This is a genomic window from Pseudomonas sp. 22526 (assembly GCF_052044735.1).
Taxonomy (GTDB): domain Bacteria; phylum Pseudomonadota; class Gammaproteobacteria; order Pseudomonadales; family Pseudomonadaceae; genus Aquipseudomonas; species Aquipseudomonas piscium.
This window is the reverse complement of sequence record NZ_JBQENK010000008.1, coordinates 38,092-59,069: the sequence shown is the minus strand read 5'-3', so window position 1 is coordinate 59,069 and position 20,978 is coordinate 38,092. Positions and strand designations below refer to the sequence as shown.

Below are 20,978 nucleotides of genomic sequence, written 5' to 3'. Positions count from 1 at the left end.
CGCTCCTACATGAACGCTTCAGATTAATCCGACGCAGCCGATAGCCTTGGTACAAAACCTATTAATAGCCCAAGGGAGTTCGCGGCATGTACCGTTGGTTAGCCCAGAGTCTGGGAAATGTGAGCGTCAACCTCAAACTCGGCGTTGGCTTCGGCCTGGTGCTGCTACTGACCCTGCTGATTACTGCGACCGGCTGGACGGGCCTGGGCAACGTGATCGATCGCGGCGACAAGCTGGGCTACATCTCCAGCCTCAACGAGCTGACCAAGGACCTGCGCAACGCGCGCCTGGACTATGAAATGCGCCGTGGCGAACAAGGCCCGGGGCCGGTCAGCGAGCTGCTGAGCAAGCTCGACGAAGGCTTGCAAACCGCGCGCAAGATGCTGGAAATGCCTGAAAGCATCGCCATGATCGACCAGCAGATCGCCGCCGTCAGCGAGTACAAGCTGGCCTTCGCCGACATCACCCGCGCCACCGCCAGCCGCGAAGCCGCCCGCGCCAAACTGGGCGCCACCGCCGACAACGCCGTGGCCCGGGTCGCCGAAGTGGAAAAATCCATGCTGCAGGGCGACAGCCTGGCGCAATTCAACAGCGTCATCGACCTGAGCAAACTGATCCAGCAGGCGCGTTTCCAGGTCCGTGGCTACACCTACAGCGGCAAGGCCGAGGCCGAACAACCGGCGCTGGACGCCATCGACAACGCCCTGAACAACCTCGCCAGCCTGCCGGCCAAATTGCCGGACCAACACCTGGCTAACCTGCAACAGGCCACCGACGCCCTGAAAGGCTATCGCTCCGCGGTCAGCGATTTCCGTGACTCCCAGGTGGCCAGTGCCGCCGCGCTCAAACGCATGGCGGCCCAGGGCGACCGCCTGATGGAGGTCAGCAAGCAGCTGACCGCCGCGCAAACCCAAAAACGCGACAGCGACGCCGCCCAGGCCAGAAGCACCCTGGCCATCGTCACCGCCCTGGCCCTGCTGTTCGGCCTGGTCGCCGCCTGGAGCATCACCCGGCAGATCGTCATCCCGCTGCGCCAGACCCTCAAGGTGGTCGAGCGTGTCGCCTCGGGCGATCTCAGCGAGAACCTGCAGGTCGAGCGTCGCGATGAGCTTGGCCAGCTGCAACGGGCCATGCAACGCATGACCCTGAGCCTGCGCGAGCTGATCGGCGGCATCAGCGATGGCGTCACCCAGATTGCCAGCGCCGCCGAGCAGCTGTCGGCGGTGACCGAGCAAACCAGCGCCGGGGTCAACAGCCAGAAAGTCGAGACCGACCAGGTCGCCACCGCCATGAATGAAATGGCCGCCACGGTCCAGGAAGTCGCGCGCAACGCCGAAGAAGCTTCGGAAGCAGCGGTCGCCGCCGATCAGCAGGCCCGCGAAGGCGACAAGGTGGTTGGCGAGGCGATCGCGCAGATCGAACGCCTGGCCGCCGAGGTCGGCAACTCCACCGTCGCCATGGGCCATCTGAAGCAGGAAAGCGACAAGATCGGCAGCGTGCTCGACGTGATCAAGTCGGTCGCCCAGCAGACCAACCTGCTGGCCCTCAACGCCGCCATCGAAGCCGCCCGCGCGGGTGAAGCCGGTCGCGGTTTCGCGGTGGTCGCCGATGAGGTGCGCAGCCTGGCGCAGCGCACCCAGAAGTCCACCGAAGAGATCGAGGAGCTGATCGTCGGCCTGCAGAACGGCACCCAGGAAGTGGCCAACATCATGGACAACAGCCGCAACCTGACCGACAGCAGCGTCGAACTGACCCGCCGTGCCGGTGGCTCGCTGGAAAACATCACCCGCACCGTCTCGGCGATCCAGGCGATGAACCAGCAGATCGCCGCCGCGGCCGAACAGCAGAGCGCGGTGGCCGAGGAAATCAACAGAAGCGTGCTGAACGTGCGCGACGTGTCCGAGCAGACCTCGGCAGCCAGTGAAGAGACGGCGGCCTCCAGCGTCGAGCTGGCGCGCCTGGGGACCCATCTGCAGACCCTGGTCGGGCGCTTCCGGGTTTGATCCGAGCCGGTTTCGCTTGATATCGGGGTGAAACAATCGCGGGCAAGCCTCGCTCCTACANCCCGCGATGGGTTTCAGCCGGTGGAAAACCTACAGGACCTGACGCAGAAACGCCTGGGCCCGCGGGTCTTGGGGCGCATCGAAGAACGCCGCTGGCGAGGCGTCTTCCAGCAATTTGCCGTGATCGAAGAACAGCACCCGATCCGCCACTTCCCGGGCGAAACCCATTTCGTGGGTCACGCAGACCATGGTCATGCCTTCCAGGGCCAGGGTCTTCATCACGTCCAGCACTTCGCCGACCATTTCCGGGTCCAGCGCCGAGGTCGGCTCGTCGAACAGCATGACCTTGGGTTCCATGGCCAGCGCCCGGGCGATGGCCACACGCTGCTGCTGGCCGCCGGAGAGGCGCGACGGGAACTCATTGGCCTTCTGCGCGATACCGACCTTCTCCAGCAACGCCAGGGCCTTGGCCTCGCGCTCCTGCTTGCCGCGCTTGCGCACCACCTTCTGCGCCAGGCAGAGGTTTTCCAGCACGGTCATGTGCGGGAACAGGTTGAAGTGCTGGAACACCATGCCGACTTCGCGGCGATAGGCATTCACATCGGTCTTCGGATCGGCCAGTTGCAGGCCGTCGATGCTCACCGAACCGGAATCGAACTGCTCCAGGCCGTTGAGGCAGCGCAGGAAGGTCGACTTGCCGGAGCCGGACGGGCCGATCACCACCAACACTTCGCCCTTGGCCACGCTGGTGGTGACGTTATCCACCGCGCGGACCACCTGGCCCCGGGTGTCGAAGACTTTTACCAGATCGCGGACTTCAATCACTTTGCGCGAGCCTCCGCTCAAGCCGGCTGGCCATCTTCGACAGCGGCAGGTTGATCAACAGGTACAGGGCCGCCACGCAGAACAGGATCTCGAACGGCGAAAACGAGGTGGTGATGACTTCACGTCCGCTCTTGAGCAGCTCGGTGATGGCGATCACCGACACCAGCGAGGTGTCTTTCACCAAGCTGATGAACTGCCCGGCCAGCGGCGGCAGCACGCGCTTGAAAGCCTGCGGCAATACCACATGGCGCATCGACTGGCTGGCGTTCAGGCCCAGGGAGCGGGCCGCTTCATTCTGGCCACGGGCGATCGACTGCACGCCGGCGCGGACGATTTCCGCCACATAGGCACCGGTGAACAGCGACAGCGCGGCGATCCCGGCGAACTCGCGGGACAGGTTCAGCACCGTGCCGATGAAGAAATAGAAAATGAAGATCTGCACCAGCAGTGGCGTGCCACGCACCAGTTCAACGTAGATGGTCGACAGGTCCCGCAGGGTCGGGTTGTTCGACAGCCGGCAAAGCCCGGTCGCCAGACCGATGAACAGGCCCAGCACCCCGGACACCACCGATAGCCACAAGGTGGTCCACAACCCCAGCAGCAGCGGCCCGGCCGCCCAGTGACGGGTCACGCCGATCACATCGCCTTCGGCCACATCGTCGCCACGGGCGACTTGCAGGCTGTTCTCGTCGACCCTCAGTAGTTGCTCGTCACCCGCGTCGTTGCGCAGCGTGACTTCGGCCTTGCCGCCTTTGCGCACCAGCTCGCTGACGGTGGATATGTCCGCCGCCCGCTGCGATTCCTCGGCCTGGTAGGCGAAGTACTGCGGTACGCGGTTCCAACGCCATTCGTAGGACATCAGCGAGGTGGCGTAATACAACGCGCCGGCCAGGCCGATCAGCACCAGCACGGTCAGTACGTGCCAGGGCCATTGGGCTTTTTTATGTTTGATCACTTTGCAGGTTCCAGCTGTTTGCAGCGGGGAGGTTCGGTGTTGCCGATCAGGACGCCATCGCGAGCAAGCTCGCTCCTACAGGGATTGCGTGAATCCGTAGGAGCGAGGCTTGCCCGCGAATGGGGCGACTCGGTCTGTCTGACCGAGGGTTATTCCATGTCCTTGAGCCACTCGGTGCTCTTGAACCACTTGTCATGGATACGATCGTAGGTGCCGTCTTCGTGGATCTGGTGCAGGAAGTTATTGATGAAGTTGAGGCTGTCGTAGTCACCCTTCTTCAGGCCGAAAGCCAGAGGCTCGTAGGTGAAGGGCTTGTCGAGGAACGTAAGCTTGCCGTTGCCGACCTTGCTCAGCGCCACCACGTTGTACGGGGCGTCGTAGATGAAGGCATCGGCCTTGCCGTTGACCACGTCGAGCACGGCTTCCTGCTCGTTGTCGTAGCCGTGGTACTTGGCCTTGGCGATCAGCTTCTTGGCGACCATCTCGCCGGTGGTGCCCAGCTTGGAGGTGATGCGGTAGTCGGCGGTGTTCAGGTCTTTATAGGACTTGATGGTGCCTTCCAGCTCCTTGCGGATCAGCAGCGTCTGGCCGACCACGATGAAGGGTTCGCTGAAGTTCAGGCGCAGGTTGCGTTCCTGGGTCAGGGTCATGCCGCTGCCGATCATGTCGAACTTGTCGGTCAGCAGGGCCGGGATGATGCCGTCGTAGCCGGTGGAAACCAGCTCCAGCTTGACGCCCATCGCCTTGGTCATGGCCTTGAGGATATCGACCTCGAAACCGATGATCTCGCCGCGCTTGTTGGTCATCTCGAACGGCATGTAGGTCGGGTCCATGCCGACTTTCAACGTGCCGCGCTTGACCGCATCATCGATGGCGCCAGCCTGGGCTGCATTGACCGCCACCATTGCCGTGACGCCGAGCAGCAGCATCGAGAGATACTTCTTCATCTTCAAGTCCCCTGAACCCATTTTATTGTGAGGCGAACCCGCGACAGGTTTTCCCTGGAAAACCGACGGATACGGGCACCAGGAATGCCCGCTCGCAGCAATTCGGGGTGCGATGCTAACTCACCCGTCCGTTTGCACAAGGGTTTGACCAGGATTTGTTGTTACAGAGGGGGGCGACAATCTCCCTGTAGCCGCTGCCGCAGGCTGCGATCGACGCGAAGCTGCGCTGCGCTGCGCTGTCGATCGCANGCTACACAGGCGGGCCCATAAACAACAACGCCCTTGAGAGTGCTCTCAAGGGCGTTGTCATCAGGCCGGTTGGGCGATTGCCGTTTGCGGTCGCAACGGCAACAAGGGTGCATGAGGATCTTCATCCACCGATTGCCGCCAGGCGCTCAGCCAGTCGGCATGGCCTTCGCTCCAGACCTGCTCGTGCAGGCGGGCCAGGGCCACCGGATCGCTCAGCAGCGCCAGGCGCTCGCCGTTGTTCAGCGCCGCCGGCCCCACTTTCAGGGCGTGGCGGACACGTTCGATACGCAGCCACTCGATCGGCTCGGCCAGGCCGTGGCGGGACGTCGCCAGGGCACAGGCCAGGGCGTTCTGCTGCGGATCGACCACCGCCCGGATGAAACCGTCGTTCAGTGCGTGCCAACGGTTTTCATGGGTGTACTGGTCGGTGGACAGCAGCTCCTGTGGCGGCGCGTATTCCTCGGGGATCAGGAACAGGCTTTCGTCACGGGACTTCAGGCCCAGGCCGACGCGACTGGAAATCACCGACACCGGGATCGACAGCATCAGCGAACCGACGATCGGCACCAGCCACCAGAGGAAGCTCGGGTTCAGCCAGATCACCAGCAGCGCCCAGAAGAAGCCCAGCAGGGTCTGCGGACCATGGCGGCGCACCGCTTCGCTCCACGGCGTGGAGTCGTCGTCACGTTGCGGCGAGTTCCAGGTCGCGGCCCAGCCGAGGAACGCAGCCAGCACGAAACGGGTGTGGAAGATCATCCGTACCGGCGCCAGCAGCATGGAGAACAGCATCTCCAGCAGCATCGACAGGGTCACCTTGAACTTGCCGCCGAACTCTTTCGCGCCCTTGGCCCAGATCAGGATGATGCTCAACAGCTTCGGCAGGAACAGCAGCACGATAGTGGTCGAGAACAGCGCGATCGCCTTGTCCGGATGCCATTGCGGCCACAGCGGATACAGCTGGCGCGGCTCCAGGAAGTACTGCGGCTCCATCAGGGTGTTGACCGCCAGCAGGGCCGTCGACAGCACCAGGAAGAAGAACCACAAAGGCGCCGACAGGTAGGACATCACCCCGGTGAGGAACACCGCGCGGTGCACCGGGTGCATGCCCTTGACCAGGAACAGGCGGAAGTTCATCAGGTTGCCGTGGCACCAGCGCCGGTCACGCTTGAGCTCGTCCAGCAGGTTCGGCGGCAGCTCTTCGTAGCTGCCCGGCAGGTCGTAGGCAATCCACACGCCCCAGCCGGCGCGACGCATCAGCGCCGCTTCGACGAAGTCGTGGGACAGGATCGCACCGGCGAAGGCGCCTTTACCGGGCAACGGCGCCAGGGCGCAGTGCTCGATGAACGGCTTCATACGGATGATCGCGTTGTGGCCCCAGTAGTGGGATTCGCCCAGCTGCCAGAAGTGCAGGCCGGCGGTGAACAGCGGGCCGTAGACGCGGGTAGCGAACTGCTGCATGCGCGCATACAGGGTGTCCATGCCCGAGGCTTTCGGCGCGGTCTGGATAATGCCCGCGTCCGGCGTGGCTTCCATCAGGCGCACCAGGCTGGTCAGGCATTCGCCGCTCATCACGCTGTCGGCGTCGAGCACCACCATGTACTTGTAGTCACCGCCCCAACGACGGCAGAAGTCGTCGAGGTTACCGCTCTTGCGCTTCACCCGACGGCGACGGCGGCGATAGAAGATCTTGCCGAAACCCTTGGTTTCCCGGCAGACATCCAGCCAGGCCTGTTGCTCGGCCACGCAGATATCGGTGTCGTTACTGTCGCTGAGCACGAAGAAGTCGAAGCGGTCCAGGTCACCGGTGGCCGCGACCGACTCGAAGGTCGCCCGCAGGCCGGCGAATACCCGCGGCACGTCTTCGTTGCAGATCGGCATCACCAGTGCGGTGCGCGCGTCTTGCGGAATCGGCTCGTTGCCGGCGCTCTTGCCGGAAATACGGTATTTGTCATGCCCGGTGAGCAGCTCGAGGAAGCCCATCAGCGCGGTCCAGAAACCGGCCGAGACCCAGCAGAACAGGATGCCGAACATGATCAGGATGCTGGTCTGCAGGGCGTACGGCAGTACCTGGGTGGCGGTCTGCATCAATGGCTGATGCATGACTTCTTCCAGGTCGACGAACGACCAGCCCTGGTACGGCATGATGCCTTTCATGTACCAGCCGGCCACTATGGTCTGGCCGAGCATCAGCACCAGCAGGATGTAACGACGGATCGAGCCCACGGTGCGCCAGCGCGCCGCCGGGAGCACCCGCTCATCCTTCTTCGGTGCCGGCGGGTTGGTGCGCCCGGTCAGGCGCCGCCAGCCACGCACCAGGATATTGGTGCGCCAGGGCTCGGGAACCACCTTGGTCCGCCGGATCGGCGGCGTGGCCTTGAGGCAAACACGACCGCTGGCGTCGAGCGCCAGCATCTCGGCATCGATCAGTTCCTCGGCGGAACTCAGGGCCAGCCGGCGGCCCACCGAGGCCTGGGCGGCATCGGCAGGCGCGTCGAACGTCGCCGACGACAGGCGTTCGTGCAGTTCACTGAAGGACTTGCAGCCCGCGAGTTCCGCGCGCTGCTCATCGGTCATTGGCAGGTGCGCCAGATACTCGGCAAGAGTCTCTGGCTGTACTTGAGAGTTACTCATCGGCAGGCAACTGGTAGCTCCAGGTCTCGGTCAGGACTTGCTCGGTCGGGACAGATTCCGGTGTGGCTGGGGCCGCCTCGGCAGCAGCAGGCTGCTTGGCGTCTTTGTGGTTCTTGGCGTCCTTGGCCGGCTTGGCGTCGGCTTGCTTGGCATCCGCCTCTTTCTTCTCCTGCTGCTTGGCGGCGACCTTGTCGGCCTTGGCAATGGAGGCGCTGGAGGCTGGCGACACGGCCTTGGCCGGCTCGACAGGGGTGGCGTTCTTGACCAGGGCCGCACGCATCTCGGTGGATTTGCTCGGGTCCTTGATCTTCATCCGCAGGGTCAGGCGCCAGCCCTTGGTTTCAGGGTTGTAGCGCACGCTGTTTTCCACCAGCTCGGCGTTGTCGCCGACGCTGACCTGGCTGCGCACCTCGGTGTCTTCCGGCAATGCCGCCAGGGATGGACCTTCGAAGTCCACCAGGTAAGCCACGCTGCCGTCCGGTTGGCGGATCAGGTTGGATTGCTTGACGTCACCGGTGGAACGCAGGGTCTGCTCGACCCAGGAGCTGTCCGGCGAATGTATGGAAGCTTCGTCCATGGTCCAGTGCAGGCGATAGGCGAAATCGAACGCCTGGCCTGGCTCAGGCTGCTTTTCCGGGCTCCAGAACGCCACGATGTTGTCGTTGGTTTCGTCCGCGGTCGGGATCTCTACCAGGTCGACAGTGCCTTTGCCCCAGTCGCCCTTCGGCTCGATCCAGGCACTTGGGCGCTTGTCGTAGCGGTCGTCGAGGTCTTCGTAGTGGCTGAAGTCGCGGCCACGCTGCAGCAGGCCGAAACCACGCGGGTTCTCTACCGAGAAGTTGCTCACGGCCAGGTGTTTCGGGTTGTTCAGCGGACGCCAGATCCACTCGCCGTTGCCGGCATGGATCGACAGGCCGCTGGAGTCGTGCAGCTCGCGACGGTAGTTGAGGACTTTCGACGGCTGGTTGGCGCCGAACAGGAACATGCTGGTCAGCGGGGCGATGCCCAGCTTGCCGACCTTGTCACGCAGGAACATCCGGGCTTTGACGTCGACGATGGTGTCGCTGCCCGGACGCAGGGTCAGGCGATAGGCGCCAGTGGCGCGCGGCGAGTCCAGCAGGGCGAAGATCACCAGGTGCTTATCGGTTGGCTTGGGTTGCTGGATCCAGAATTCGGTAAAGCGCGGGAATTCCTCACCGGACGGCAGCGCGGTGTCGATGGCCAGGCCACGGGCCGACAGACCATAGACGTGACCCTTGCCGACGACGCGGAAGTAGCTCGCGCCGAGCATGGTCATGATTTCGTCCTGCTTGTCCGCCTTGTTGATCGGGTACAGCACGCGGAAACCGGCGTAGCCCAACTGCTCGGTGGCCTTGGGATCGAACTTGAGGTCGCCGAAGTCGAAGCGAGTCGAGTCGTATTTGATTTCTTCGACGGTGTTCGTGGTGATTTCGTTGATTTTCACCGGCGTGTCGAAATGCATGCCCTGATGATAGAAGGACAGCTTGAATGGGGTTTTCTGCTTGGCCCACTCGGCCTTTTCAGGCAGGAAGCGGATTTTCTGATAGTCCGCGAACTTCATCTCACGAAATTCGTTCGGCAGGTTACTGCGCGGAGCCTCGTACTTCTGCCCGGCCAGATCCTTAGCCTTGGCCGATACATCATCCAGATTGAATGCCCAGAGTTGGCCGGCGCTCAGCAGGCAAAGCAGCGCAGAGCCCGTCACCAGTGCGTTTCGTAACCGTTTGGCAGACAATTTTGGTGCATTACAGGGACTAACAATCACGAGCAACCCTCGCCGAAAACAGATCAAAAAACCAACGGCCAGCTATCTATATGCCAGGTTGGCGAGCATTGTTCCGACTCCGATGGGGCTAAATGATTCCCCAAACGGTTCCGAACAAGGCTCTACCTAAGTCAAAAACGGACCAACGAACGCTGATCCCCGTAGCGCGCGATTATCTAGTAGCCCGCGTTACAACGCATCAGGGGCGACCAAGTATTTATCGCGAAAAACGCCTATTTTCGGCCGGTTCCGGCCGAAAAAGATGTTTCAAGCACTTTCAGGTCTGTAACAGGAAGGTTACCGGGCCATCATTGACCAGATGGACCTGCATATCCGCCCCGAAGCGCCCTGATGCTACTTTGCCATGCAACTGCTGCGCCTTGCATAGCAGATAGTCAAAAAGTTCTTCGCCAAGAGCCGGCGGCGCCGCTGTGGAAAAGCTCGGGCGCAGGCCGTTTTTGGTGTCCGCGGCCAGGGTGAACTGCGAGACCAGCAGCAAACCGCCGTCCACATCGGCCAGGGACAGGTTCATCTTGCCCTCGGCATCACTGAATACCCGATAGTTAAGCAGCTTGTGCAGCAGTTTGTCGGCACTGGCCCGGGTATCCTCGGGCTCCACCGCTACCAGCACCAGCAAACCCTGGTCCACCGCACCGACGATTTCCCCCGCCACTTCGACCCGCGCGCCGCGCACGCGCTGCAACAGCCCCTTCATGCTTCTTCGGGCGGCAGGTCGAGCAGGCGCCGGGCCATCTGATTAGCGGCGCGCACCAGGGCATCGGTGATGCCCGGTTCGGACGCGGCGTGACCGGCATCGCGGATCACCTGCAATTCGCTGTTCGGCCAGGCCTGGTGCAATTCCCAGGCATTGTCCAGCGGGCAGATCACGTCGTAGCGACCATGCACTATCACCCCCGGCAGGTGGGCAATCTTGCCCATGTCGCGAATCAGCTGGTTCGGCTCGAGGAACGCATGGTTGGTGAAGTAATGGCATTCGATCCGGGCGATCGACAGCGCGCGCTGCGGCTCGGAGAAACGATCGACCACCAGCGGGTTCGGCCGCAGGGTGGCGGTACGCCCTTCCCAGATCGACCAGGCCTTGGCCGCATGCATCTGGGCAATCTGATCGTTGCCGACGAGACGCTTGTGGAAGGCACTGAGCAGGTCGTCGCGCTCGTCCAGCGGGATAGGCGCCACGTAGTCCTGCCAGTAGTCGGGGAACAGACGGCTGGCGCCTTCCTGGTAGAACCATTCGATTTCCTGCGGACGGCACAGAAAGATCCCACGCAGAATCAGACCATGGACACGCTCAGGATGGGTTTGCGCATAGGCCAGGGCCAGGGTCGAGCCCCAGGAGCCGCCGAACACCACCCATTTCTCAATGCCCAGGTGCAGGCGGATCCGCTCGAGGTCGGCGACCAGGTCCCAGGTGGTGTTGTTTTCCAGGCTGGCGTGCGGGGTGGAGCGCCCGCAACCGCGCTGGTCGAAGGTGATGATGCGGTACAGGTTGGGGTCGAAGTAACGGCGACTCTGGGCATCGCACCCGGCTCCCGGACCACCGTGGATGAACACCACCGGCAAGCCTTCCGGGGAACCGCTCTCATCGACATAGAGTACATGGGGTTCGTCGACAGCCAGATCGTGCCGGGCATAGGGTTTGATCTGCGGGTACAAAGTCTGCATTGCGCGCTCCGTAAGGGGTCGAGGTCATCCCTGGGGGGACTTCAATTATTCTGCCGTCCGGCATCATAAACCCGAATTACGGAATGAGCATGTCCTTGGAAAAAATGCGGTTGTTCCCCCCGGAAAGCCAGGCACACCTGTAGCCGCTGCCGAAGGCTGCGCTCGACTGCGCAGCAGGCGCAGGATCTTGAGATCGCTGAAGGCCTTCGGCCTTATCGCAGCCTGCGGCAGCGGCTACAGGGTCAGCGCCCGTAGCGCTTCTGCCCCCAGGCCAGCAGCCCTTGCAGCAGTTGCTTGAGTACCACCTGGGTCGGGGCCGCCAGATCGTCGCGGTAGCGGAACGGCTCGAACTCTTCCATGTAGGTGCTCTGCGCCAGCTCCAGTTGCACGGCATGGATGTTCTCGGCCGGGTTGCCGTAGTGCCGGGTGATATGGCCGCCCTTGAAGCGGCCGTTGAGCACATGGCTGTAGTCGGCGTGACGGGCGCAGATCGCTTCCAGCTGGCTGGCCAGCTCGGCATCGCAACTGGCGCCATTGAAGGTGCCCAGGTTGAAGTCCGGCAGCTTGCCTTCGAACAAGTGCGGAATCAGCGAGCGGATCGAGTGCGCATCGAACAGCAAGGCATAACCGAACTCGGCCTTCAGCCGTGCCAGCTCCTGCTGCAGGGTGCTGTGATAGGGCGTCCAGACCTTCTCCAGATAAGTGGCCCGCTCCTGCTTCGACGGCTCCAGCCCTTCACGGAACAGCGGCACGCCATCGAACAGCGTGGCCGGGTACAACCCGGTGGTGGCGCCGACATATAAAGGCTTGTCGTCGGACGGGCGATTGAGGTCGATGACGAAACGCGAATATTCGGCGGCCAGGGTGCTGGCGCCCAGCTCCTCGGCGAAGTCATAGAGCTGCGGAATATGCCAGTCGGTGTCCGGCAGGCTTTGCGCCTCGGGGATCAGCCCGGCCTCGACCGCCGGCGTCAGGCGCAGGCCGGCGTGGGGCATGCTGATCAGCAGCGGCACCCGGCCTTGTTTGAAGTTCAGAACCTTATCCACAAGCCTTCTCCTATAAATCCACTTCAACGCCGTGGCGCACGACGCGTTTTTCCAGGTCGCCGCCCAGCCAGTAGGCCAGGTCGGCGGGACGATCGATCTGCCAGGCGACGAAGTCCGCCACCTTGCCGACCTCCAGCGAACCGTGGGTCCGCTCCATGCCCAGCGCGGTGGCCGCATGCAGGGTCACGCCGGCCAGGGCTTCTTCCGGGGTCATGCGGAAACAGGTGCAGGCCATGTTCAGCATCAGGCGCAGGGACAGCGCCGGCGAGGTGCCGGGGTTGAGGTCGCTGGCCACGGCGATCTTCACCCCGTGCTTGCGCAGTGCGTCCATCGGCGGCAGCTGGGTTTCGCGCAGGAAATAGAAGGCGCCGGGCAACAGCACGGCGACGGTGCCGGCCTTGGCCATGGCGATGGCGTCTTCCTCGGTCATGAACTCCAGGTGGTCGGCCGACAACGCGTGATAACGCGCCGCCAGGCTGGAACCATGCAGCGACGACAGCTGCTCGGCGTGCAGCTTCACCGGCAGGCCGAGCTTCTGTGCAGCAATGAACACCCGCTCCACCTGCTCCGGCGAGAACGCCAGGTATTCGCAGAACGCATCCACCGCGTCCACCAGGCCCTCGGCCGCCAGGGCCGGGAGCATTTCGGCGCAGATGTGCTCGATGTAGTCGTCCGCGCGCTCGGCGTATTCCGGCGGCAAGGCGTGGGCCGCCAGGCAGGTGCTACGCACGCTGACCGGCAGTTCGGCGCCTAGGCGCCGGACCACCCGCAGGATCTTGCGCTCGCTGGCCAGGTCCAAGCCGTAGCCGGACTTGATCTCGACACTGGTCACGCCATCGCGCAGCAGGCTTTTCAAGCGCTTGCGGGCGCTGTCGAACAGTTCGTCCTCGCTCGCCGCGCGGGTGGCCCGCACGGTGCTGGCGATACCGCCACCGGCCGCGGCGATTTCGGCGTAGCTCACCCCTTGCAGGCGTTGCTCGAATTCGCCGCTGCGGTTGCCGCCGAACACCGTGTGGGTGTGGCAGTCGATCAGGCCCGGGGTGACCCAGGCCCCCGCCAGGTCATGCAGCTCGGCATAGTCGCCGGCCGGAACCTGGTCGCGCGGGCCGATCCACTCTATGAGCGCTCCTGACGTCACGATGGCGGCATCCTCGATGATCGAGTAAGCGCCTTGCGCCATGCTTGCGACGTGGCAGTGTTGCCAGAGAGTTTTCATCCGAGGCCTCCGTTAGTTATCGATGGGACAAAGAAGGGTCGCGGTTCGCCTGGACCGCCTGACCGGCGGCCGGCTTGACCCACAACAGATAAGCGATCACCAGCAGCACTATCCACACCGCCCCCACCGCCAGCGCGGCCTGGGTTTCCGGGAAGTAACCCAGCACGCCGAAGACGAACAGCATGAACAGGATCGCGGCTGCCGGCGCCCAGGGCCAGAACGGCACCGGGAATTTCAGTTGGGCGACCTGCTCGGCGCTCATCGAGCGACGCATGGCCACCTGGGTGATCAGGATCATCAGCCAGACCCAGACCGTGGCGAAAGTGGCGATCGAGGCAATCAGCAGGAACACGTTTTCCGGAATCAGGTAGTTCAGCAGCACACCGCCCAGCAGCGCGGCGCCCATGACCACCACGGTCATCCACGGCACGCCGTGTTTCGACAGTTGGGCAAAGCCTTTTGGCGCCTGCCCTTGCTGGGCCAGGCCGTACATCATGCGCCCGGCGCCGAAGATGTCGCTGTTGATCGCCGATACCGCCGCCGAGATCACCACGATATTGAGGATGGTCGCCGCCGAGCCGATGCCCAGGTTGTCGAAGATCTGCACGAACGGGCTGCCCTGGCTGCCGATCTGCGGCCATGGATAGATGGCCATCAACACGAACAGGGTCAGCACATAGAACAGCAGGATGCGCATCGGCACCGCGTTGATCGCCTTGGGGAGCACCCGCTGCGGGTCCTTGGCTTCACCGGCGGTGATACCGATGATCTCGATACCGCCAAAGGCGAACATCACCACCGCGAACGAAGCGATCAGGCCGCCGATACCGTTGGGCATGAAACCGCCGTGGGCCCAGAGGTTGGCCACCCCGGTGGCCTGCTCGCTGCTGGCCGAACCGATGCCGAACAGCATGATGCCGAAGCCGGCGAGGATCATCGCGACAATCGCGCCGACTTTCAGCAGCGACAGCCAGAACTCCATCTCGCCGAAGACCTTGACGTTGCACAGGTTGAGGCCGCCGATCAGGAACACGATGCCGAGCACCCAGACCCAGCGCGCCACTTCCGGAAACCAGAAGCCCATATAGATGCCGAAGGCCGTGACGTCGGCCAGGCAGACGATGATCATTTCAAAGGCATAGGTCCAGCCGAGGATAAAACCCGGCAATGGCCCCAGGTAATTGCTGGCGTAGTGGCCGAACGAGCCGGACACCGGGTTGTGCACGGCCATCTCGCCCAGCGCGCGCATCACCATGAACACCGCGGCGCCACCGATCAGGTAGGCCAGGAGTACCGCGGGACCGGCCATCTGGATGGCCGAGGCAGAACCATAGAACAGCCCGGTGCCGATCGCCGACCCCAGCGCCATGAAGCGAATATGTCGGGCGGACAGCCCGCGTTTCAATCCTTGAGCTTGCTGTTGCATTTCTCGTTCCTAATTATTTTTATCGGAGAAAACCGAAACCACCTGTAGCCGCTGCCGAGGCACGAGGCTGCGAAGCGGTCCGCAGGACCGCCCTCGGGGGCTGCTGCGCAGGCCATCGCAGCCTCGTGCCTCGTCAGCGGCTACAGGCATGGTCGTTACAGGCTCGGCAGCAACTTGGCCGGCAGCAGCTCGTTCAGGCAGCGGGATGCCAGCAGCTCGCTCGCGGCGTTGATGTCCGGCGCGAAGAAGCGGTCCTTCTCGTAGTACGGCACTTTACTGCGCAGGGTGGCGCGAGCCTTTTCCAGCTTGGTCGAGGTCTTCAGGCCCTCACGCAGGTCCAGGCCCTGGCAGGCCGCCAGCCATTCCACGGCGAGGATGCCACGGGTGTTGTCGGCCATTTCCCACAGGCGCTTGCCAGCGGCGGGCGCCATGGACACATGGTCTTCCTGGTTGGCGGAAGTCGGCAGGCTGTCCACCGAGTGCGGATGGGCCAGCGCCTTGTTTTCGCTGGCCAGTGCCGCGGCCGTCACCTGGGCGATCATGAAGCCGGAGTTGACCCCGCCATTGGCCACCAGGAACGGCGGCAGCTGGGACATGTGCTTGTCCATCATCAGCGAGATGCGACGCTCGCTCAGGGAGCCGATTTCTGCGATCCCCAGGGCGATGTTGTCGGCGGCCATGGCCACCGGCTCGGCGTGGAAGTTACCGCCGGAGATCACGTCGCCCTCGGCGGCGAACACCAGCGGGTTGTCCGACACGGCGTTGGCTTCGACCACCAGCACCTCGGCGGCCTGGCGGAACTGGGTCAGGCAAGCGCCCATGACCTGCGGCTGGCAGCGCAGGGAGTACGGGTCCTGCACCTTGTCGCAGTTCTGGTGCGACTTGGAGACTTCACTGCTGTCGCCCAGCAGGTCGCGGTAAGCCGCGGCGGTATCGATCTGGCCTTTCTGGCCACGGGCGGCATGAATCCGCGCATCGAACGGCGAACGCGAGCCCAGCACCGCCTCGACGGTCAGGCCGCCACAGGCCAGGGCACCGGCGAACAGGTCTTCGGCCTCGAACAGGCCGCGCAGGGCAAAAGCGGTGGAAACCTGGGTGCCGTTGAGCAGCGCCAGGCCTTCCTTGGCCGCCAGGGTCAGCGGCTTGAGGCCGGCCACGCTCAGGGCCTCGGTAGCCTCCAGCCATTGGCCTTTGTAACGGGCCTTGCCTTCACCCAGCAGCACCAGGGACATATGGGCCAGCGGCGCGAGGTCGCCGGAAGCGCCCACCGAGCCCTTGAGCGGGATATGCGGGTAGACCTCGGCGTTGACCAGGGCGATCAGCGCGTCGATCACCTGGCGGCGGATACCGGAGAAGCCACGGCTCAGGCTGTTGACCTTGAGCACCATGATCAGGCGCACCAGGGCGTCGTCGATCGGCGCGCCGACACCGGCGGCATGGGACAGCACCAGGGAGCGCTGGAGGTTTTCCAGGTCTGCGCTGGCGATGCGGGTCGAGGCCAGCAGGCCGAAACCGGTGTTGATGCCATAGGCGGTGCGGTTCTCGGCGAGGATCTGCTCGACACAGGCGACGCTGGCGTCGATCTGCGCCGTGGCGCTGTTGTCGAGACTGAGGGTTACCGGCTGTTGGTAGACGGCTCGCAGTTGAGCCAGGGTCAGTTGGCCGGGAATCAGATTTAGCGCAGTCACATTTATGCTCCTTTTGAGAGTTTGTTATTAACTACCAGTCGCTCCGGAAGCTTCCGTTGTCCGTCGCAGCCCGCCTTTTGTGAGCGAGTGGCGCCTTGGCACGCTGGTTTTTCGTGGAAACCGTTGTCTTGGAAAATCCTGTTCTTGCAGGGCGTTGCTCAGTGCACGCCCGGTAAAACCTCCTGCAGCAAGGCCGGAGCCTTGAGCAGCGCCGCCGCACTGGCGATGTCCGGGGCCAGCCAACGATCCTGGTCATAGGCCGGAACCCGCTGACGCAGCAGCTTCCAGGCCGCCTCGGTGCCGGCGCCGAAACGCTGTTCCTTGAGGAATTCGAAGGCCTGGGCGGCCAGCAGGTATTCGATAGCGAGGATCTGGGTGCAGTTCTCCAGCGCGCGGTGCAGCTTCAGCGCGGCGTTGGTGCCCAGGCTCAGGTGGTCTTCCTGCAGGCCGGAGGTGACGTAGTTGTCGAGCACCGCCGGTTGCGCCAGCTGGCGGTTTTCCGCACACAGCGAGGCAGCGACGTACTGGACGATCATCATCCCGGAGTTGACCCCGGGGTTGCTCACCAGGAACGCCGGCAGACCACTGACATGGGGGTTGATCAAACGATCCAGGCGCCGCTCGGCAATCGAGCCGATCTCGGCCATGGCGATCGCCAGCAGGTCCGCTGCCAATGCCACCGACTGGCCGTGGGGGTTGGCCTGGGACATCACCCGGTAGTTGTCCGGAGTACCCAGCACCATCGGGTTATCGGTGACGGAGTTGAGCTCGGTTTCGACCTGCTGCGTCGCGTGCGCCAACTGATCGCGGGCGGCGCCGTGAACCTGCGGGATGGAACGGATGCTCAGGGCATCCTGGGTGCGGATGCCTTTGCTGGCGGCAATCACTTCGCTGCCGTCGAGCAAGGCGCGCAGGTTGATGCCGACCTGCTGCATGCCCGGGTGCGGCTTGAGCGCGATGATCTCGGCGTCGAACGCGGCGATCTGCCCGCGCTGCGCCTCGAAACTCATGGCGCCGATCACATCGGCCCACTGCAGCAGGCGCGTGGCATCGGCCAGGGCCAGGCAACTCAGGCCAGTCATGCACGGCGTACCGTTGACCAGGCACAGACCGTCCTTGGCACCCAGTTGCACCGGCTTCAGGCCTTCCGCCGCCAGCGCCTGCTCGGCCGATACGACCTGCCCGCGATAGCTGACCTGGCCGACACCGAGCAAGGCGATGCTGATATGGGCCATGTGGGTCAGGTAACCCACCGACCCCTGGGACGGCACCTGCGGGGTGATACCGCGATTGAGCAGGGCCAGCAGCGCCTCGACCACCCGGCGATGCAGGCCGGACTTGCCGTGGCTGTAGTTGACGATAGCGGCGCAGATGATCGCCCGGGTCTGCTCGTCGGCCAGCGGCGCACCCACGCCACAGGCATGGCTGAGCAAGGTGTTGCGCGACAGCTGGCTGAGCTGTTCGTCCTGCAGCGAAACGTTGCACAGCGCGCCAAGGCCGGTGTTGATGCCATAGGCGCGTTCGCCGCTGACGACGATGCGCTGGACGATGGCCTGGGCATTCTCGATACGCGCCCAGGCCTGGGCCGACAGCTCGAGCTGCGCGCCATGCCGCGCCACCGCGACCACATCCTGCCAACGCAGCGGGGCGTCGGCGATAACGATTTTTTCAGCCTGCGACATCTTCGACCTCACGGGTACAACCTGAACATTGATGCAGCTTTACCGCCGCCTTCGCGGGCAAGCCTCGCTCCTACAGAGCAAGAGGCCCGCCCCAAGCCTTTAAACCACCGCTGCGCGCCGCTGCACGAAGCGGTCGACGTACTCGTCCGCCGGCGAATGCAGGATCTCTTTCGGCGTACCGACCTGGATCAGCCGGCCATCCTTGAGGATCGCGATGCGGTTGCCGATGCGCACGGCCTCGTCGAGGTCGTGGGTAATGAAGACGATGGTCTTGTGCAGGGTCTTTTGCAGCTCCAGCAACTGGTCCTGCATCTCGGCGCGGATCAGCGGGTCGAGGGCACTGAAGGCCTCGTCCATCAGGATGATGTCGGTGTCCGCCGCCAGGGCGCGGGCCAGGCCGACGCGCTGGCGCATGCCGCCGGACAGCTGGTGCGGGTACTTGGCCTCGTAGCCCTTGAGGCCCACGGTGTTGATCCAGTGCTGCGCGCGTTCGGCGCAGACTTCCTTGCTCTCGCCGCGCACCTTGAGGCCATAGGCGGTGTTTTCCAGCACGGTCTTGTGCGGCAACAGGCCGAAGCTCTGGAACACCATGCTGATCTTGTGCCGGCGAAATTCGCGCAGGGCTTCCATGTCGTATTGCAGGATGTCCACGCCATCCACCAGGATCGCGCCGCTGGTCGGGTCGATCAGGCGGTTGAAGTGGCGCACCAGGGTCGACTTGCCGGAGCCGGACAGGCCCATGATCACGAAGATCTCGCCGGTGCCGATGCTCAGCGACAGGTCGTTGACCCCGACCACGCAGCCAGTCTCGGCCAGCACCTGGTCCTTGGTCTTGTTCTGGCGAATCATGTTCAGCGCGTCGGCCGAACGGTTGCCGAAAATCTTGAAGACGTTTTTGACTTCGATCTTGCTTACGGTTGCGTTGTTCATTTGCTCACCTCATGGCGTGGACGACCATAGGCTTGGGTAATACGGTCGATGACCACGGCCAGAATCACGATCGCCAGGCCGGCTTCCAGGCCACGGCCGACGTTGAGGGTCTGGATTCCCACCAGCACGTCTTCGCCCAGGCCACGGGCACCGATCATCGAGGCGATCACCACCATCGACAGGGCCATCATGGTGGTCTGGTTGATCCCGGCCATGATGCTCGGCAGGGCCAGCGGCAGTTGCACGCCGAACAGTTGCTGCCAGCGGTTGGCGCCGAAGGCATTGATCGCTTCCATGACTTCGCCGTCGACCTGGCGAATGCCCAGGTCGGTCAGGCGGATCAGCGGCGGCGCGGCGTAGATCACGGTGGCGAAGATCGCCGGCACCTTGCCCAGGCCGAACAGCATCAGCACCGGGATCAGGTACACGAAGCTCGGCATGGTCTGCATGATGTCCAGGAGCGGCATCAGCACCGAACGCAGGCGATTGCTGCGCGCCGAGAGGATGCCCAGAGGAATGCCGATCAGCACCGAAATGAAGGTCGCCACCAGCATCAGCGCCAGGGTCTGCATCAGCTTGTCCCACAGGCCGACCGCGCCCACCAGGAACAACAGGCCGACGATCACCGCGGTGGTCACCAGCTTGCGGGTCGAATGCCAGGCGATGCCGCCGACGATCGCCAGCATCAGCCACCAGGGCGCCAGGCGCAGCAGGCCTTCGAGGTTGACGATGGCCCACAGCAGGGTATCGGAGATGTGGCGGAACACATCGCCGTAGTTGGTTACCAGCGAATCGACCCAACCGTTGACCCAGTCGGCGATGGAAAAGGTGAAGCTTTCAGGAAACATAAAGAGACTCTCGATCAAGTGGGTTGTGGTGAAGCTCCCGGCTACCGCTCAGGCAGCCGGGAAGGCTCTACCTACAAGGCCGCGTCGATTTTCTTGGCTGCGTCGTCGCTCACCCATGCGTGCCAGACTTCAGGATGTTCCTTGAGAAAGATTTTCGCCAGTTTCGGCGACTCGATACGTTCCTTCGCCATGCGGCCCAGGTTCTGGTTCAGCAGGTCGATCGGCAGGTTGACCTTTTCCAGCACGGCCACCAGCTCAGGCGCTTCCTCGTGGAAGGTCTTGGACAGGCCGACCTTGATGGTCACGCTCTTGTCCACGCCCGGCTTTTCTTCCAGCTTCACCAGGTCGACCTGGCCCATCAGCGGGGTTGGCGACCAGTAGTAGAACAGGATCGGCTCGCCACGCTTGTAGCTCGACAGCACCGCGGCATCCAGTGCCGGGCCGGTGCCTGGGCGGAAGTTGGTGTAGCTGCTTTCCAGGCCGTAGCTTTTCAGCATCTCGCTGTTGTCCAGCTCGCAGGTCCAGCCGGCCGGACAGTTGTAGAAACGGCCCTTGCTCGGCTCTTCCGGGTCCTTGAACACAGCGGCGTACTTGCCCAGGTCGGCGATGTTCTTCAGGTCCGGGGCCTTGGCTTCCAGCTTGCGCTTGGCGTCGCCCTCGATCACGTAGCGCGGCACGTACCAGCCTTCGATGGCGCCCACCACCGGGGCGCCGACGCCGACCACCTTGCCGGCCTTCTCGGCCTTGTTCCAGACCTCGCTGCGACCGACCCATTCCTCGGCGAAAATCTGGATGTCATTGCTGCTCAGGGCGTTCTCCATGGTGATGGAGTTGCCTGGCAGGCTGTCGGTCTTGCAGCCGTAGCCTTTTTCCAGGACCACTTGCAGCACGTCGGTCAGCAACATGCCGCTTTCCCAGTTCAGGCCGGCGAATTTCACCGGTTTGCCGGACTCGCACCAGCCGGCTGCCTGGGTAGCGCCGGCACTGGCCAGCAGGCCCATGGAAAGCAAAGTGGTCAGCAGGGTCTTATTCATTTTCATTGTGTGACGCTCCCAATCATTGA

At 63.5% G+C, this 20,978-nt stretch carries 16 protein-coding genes and 1 pseudogene; 2 read left to right on the top strand and 15 right to left on the bottom strand.

All coding sequences use genetic code 11. The annotated features are described in order from the left end of the window. Positions 1-86: 86 nt before the first annotated feature. Together ACTJKT_RS13870 and ACTJKT_RS13865 are read left to right on the top strand one after the other, a co-directional pair. A pseudogene (locus tag ACTJKT_RS13870) lies at positions 87-1,148 on the top strand (methyl-accepting chemotaxis protein); the annotation flags it as partial. Next, positions 1,131-2,003, top strand: coding sequence for a methyl-accepting chemotaxis protein (locus ACTJKT_RS13865; protein WP_440787630.1), 873 nt, complete (start codon positions 1,131-1,133; stop codon positions 2,001-2,003). The pseudogene ACTJKT_RS13870 and the gene ACTJKT_RS13865, both read left to right, overlap by 18 nt. A 90-nt stretch (positions 2,004-2,093) precedes the next feature. Here ACTJKT_RS13865 and ACTJKT_RS13860 read toward each other — a convergent pair whose 3' ends face one another. The 15 genes from ACTJKT_RS13860 to ACTJKT_RS13790 form a co-directional block, all read right to left on the bottom strand. Next, positions 2,094-2,828 (bottom strand): amino acid ABC transporter ATP-binding protein, encoded by a 735-nt coding sequence (locus ACTJKT_RS13860; protein WP_440787498.1) that lies wholly within the window; start codon positions 2,826-2,828, stop codon positions 2,094-2,096. After that, positions 2,821-3,780: an amino acid ABC transporter permease gene (locus ACTJKT_RS13855; RefSeq protein WP_440787629.1), complete on the bottom strand. Its 960-nt coding sequence runs from the start codon at positions 3,778-3,780 to the stop codon at positions 2,821-2,823. Before ACTJKT_RS13855 ends, ACTJKT_RS13860 begins: the two co-directional genes overlap by 8 nt. 152 nt (positions 3,781-3,932) lie before the next feature. Beyond that, entirely contained in the window at positions 3,933-4,730 is a 798-nt protein-coding gene (locus tag ACTJKT_RS13850; RefSeq protein WP_016704434.1) for a transporter substrate-binding domain-containing protein, read from the bottom strand. A 309-nt stretch (positions 4,731-5,039) separates the two neighbouring features. Continuing rightward, complete coding sequence (gene mdoH, locus ACTJKT_RS13845) at positions 5,040-7,610, bottom strand: glucans biosynthesis glucosyltransferase MdoH (protein WP_440787497.1); 2,571 nt, start codon at positions 7,608-7,610, stop codon at positions 5,040-5,042. Next, positions 7,603-9,396 carry a glucan biosynthesis protein G gene (locus ACTJKT_RS13840; RefSeq protein WP_440787496.1) on the bottom strand — a complete coding sequence of 598 codons (1,794 nt, stop codon included), beginning with the start codon at positions 9,394-9,396 and terminating at the stop codon, positions 7,603-7,605. The genes mdoH and ACTJKT_RS13840 overlap by 8 nt, the downstream gene beginning before the upstream one ends. Positions 9,397-9,673: 277 nt before the next feature. Further along, entirely contained in the window at positions 9,674-10,111 is a 438-nt protein-coding gene (dtd, locus tag ACTJKT_RS13835) for a D-aminoacyl-tRNA deacylase (protein WP_007925900.1), read from the bottom strand. Beyond that, complete coding sequence (gene pip, locus ACTJKT_RS13830; protein WP_053277092.1) at positions 10,108-11,079, bottom strand: prolyl aminopeptidase; 972 nt, start codon at positions 11,077-11,079, stop codon at positions 10,108-10,110. Before pip ends, dtd begins: the two co-directional genes overlap by 4 nt. 242 nt (positions 11,080-11,321) lie before the next feature. Further along, positions 11,322-12,125, bottom strand: coding sequence for an N-formylglutamate deformylase (gene hutG / locus ACTJKT_RS13825; RefSeq protein WP_440787495.1), 804 nt, complete (start codon positions 12,123-12,125; stop codon positions 11,322-11,324). 10 nt (positions 12,126-12,135) lie between these two features. Next, complete coding sequence (gene hutI / locus ACTJKT_RS13820) at positions 12,136-13,341, bottom strand: imidazolonepropionase (protein WP_124323319.1); 1,206 nt, start codon at positions 13,339-13,341, stop codon at positions 12,136-12,138. Between the two features lie 16 nt (positions 13,342-13,357). Next, positions 13,358-14,767 (bottom strand): amino acid permease, encoded by a 1,410-nt coding sequence (locus ACTJKT_RS13815; protein ID WP_440787494.1) that lies wholly within the window; start codon positions 14,765-14,767, stop codon positions 13,358-13,360. 155 nt (positions 14,768-14,922) lie between these two features. After that, positions 14,923-16,455: a histidine ammonia-lyase gene (gene hutH / locus ACTJKT_RS13810; RefSeq protein WP_440787493.1), complete on the bottom strand. Its 1,533-nt coding sequence runs from the start codon at positions 16,453-16,455 to the stop codon at positions 14,923-14,925. A gap of 158 nt (positions 16,456-16,613) precedes the next feature. Next, on the bottom strand, positions 16,614-18,137 hold the full coding sequence (gene hutH / locus ACTJKT_RS13805; protein ID WP_440787492.1) for a histidine ammonia-lyase: 1,524 nt from the start codon (positions 18,135-18,137) through the stop codon (positions 16,614-16,616). Positions 18,138-18,236: 99 nt separating this feature from the next. Further along, positions 18,237-19,067, bottom strand: coding sequence for a quaternary amine ABC transporter ATP-binding protein (locus ACTJKT_RS13800; RefSeq protein WP_053277086.1), 831 nt, complete (start codon positions 19,065-19,067; stop codon positions 18,237-18,239). Further along, complete coding sequence (locus ACTJKT_RS13795) at positions 19,064-19,915, bottom strand: ABC transporter permease (protein ID WP_009046564.1); 852 nt, start codon at positions 19,913-19,915, stop codon at positions 19,064-19,066. The genes ACTJKT_RS13800 and ACTJKT_RS13795 overlap by 4 nt, the downstream gene beginning before the upstream one ends. A gap of 71 nt (positions 19,916-19,986) precedes the next feature. Next, complete coding sequence (locus ACTJKT_RS13790; RefSeq protein ID WP_097305978.1) at positions 19,987-20,955, bottom strand: ABC transporter substrate-binding protein; 969 nt, start codon at positions 20,953-20,955, stop codon at positions 19,987-19,989. Positions 20,956-20,978 lie beyond the last annotated feature (23 nt).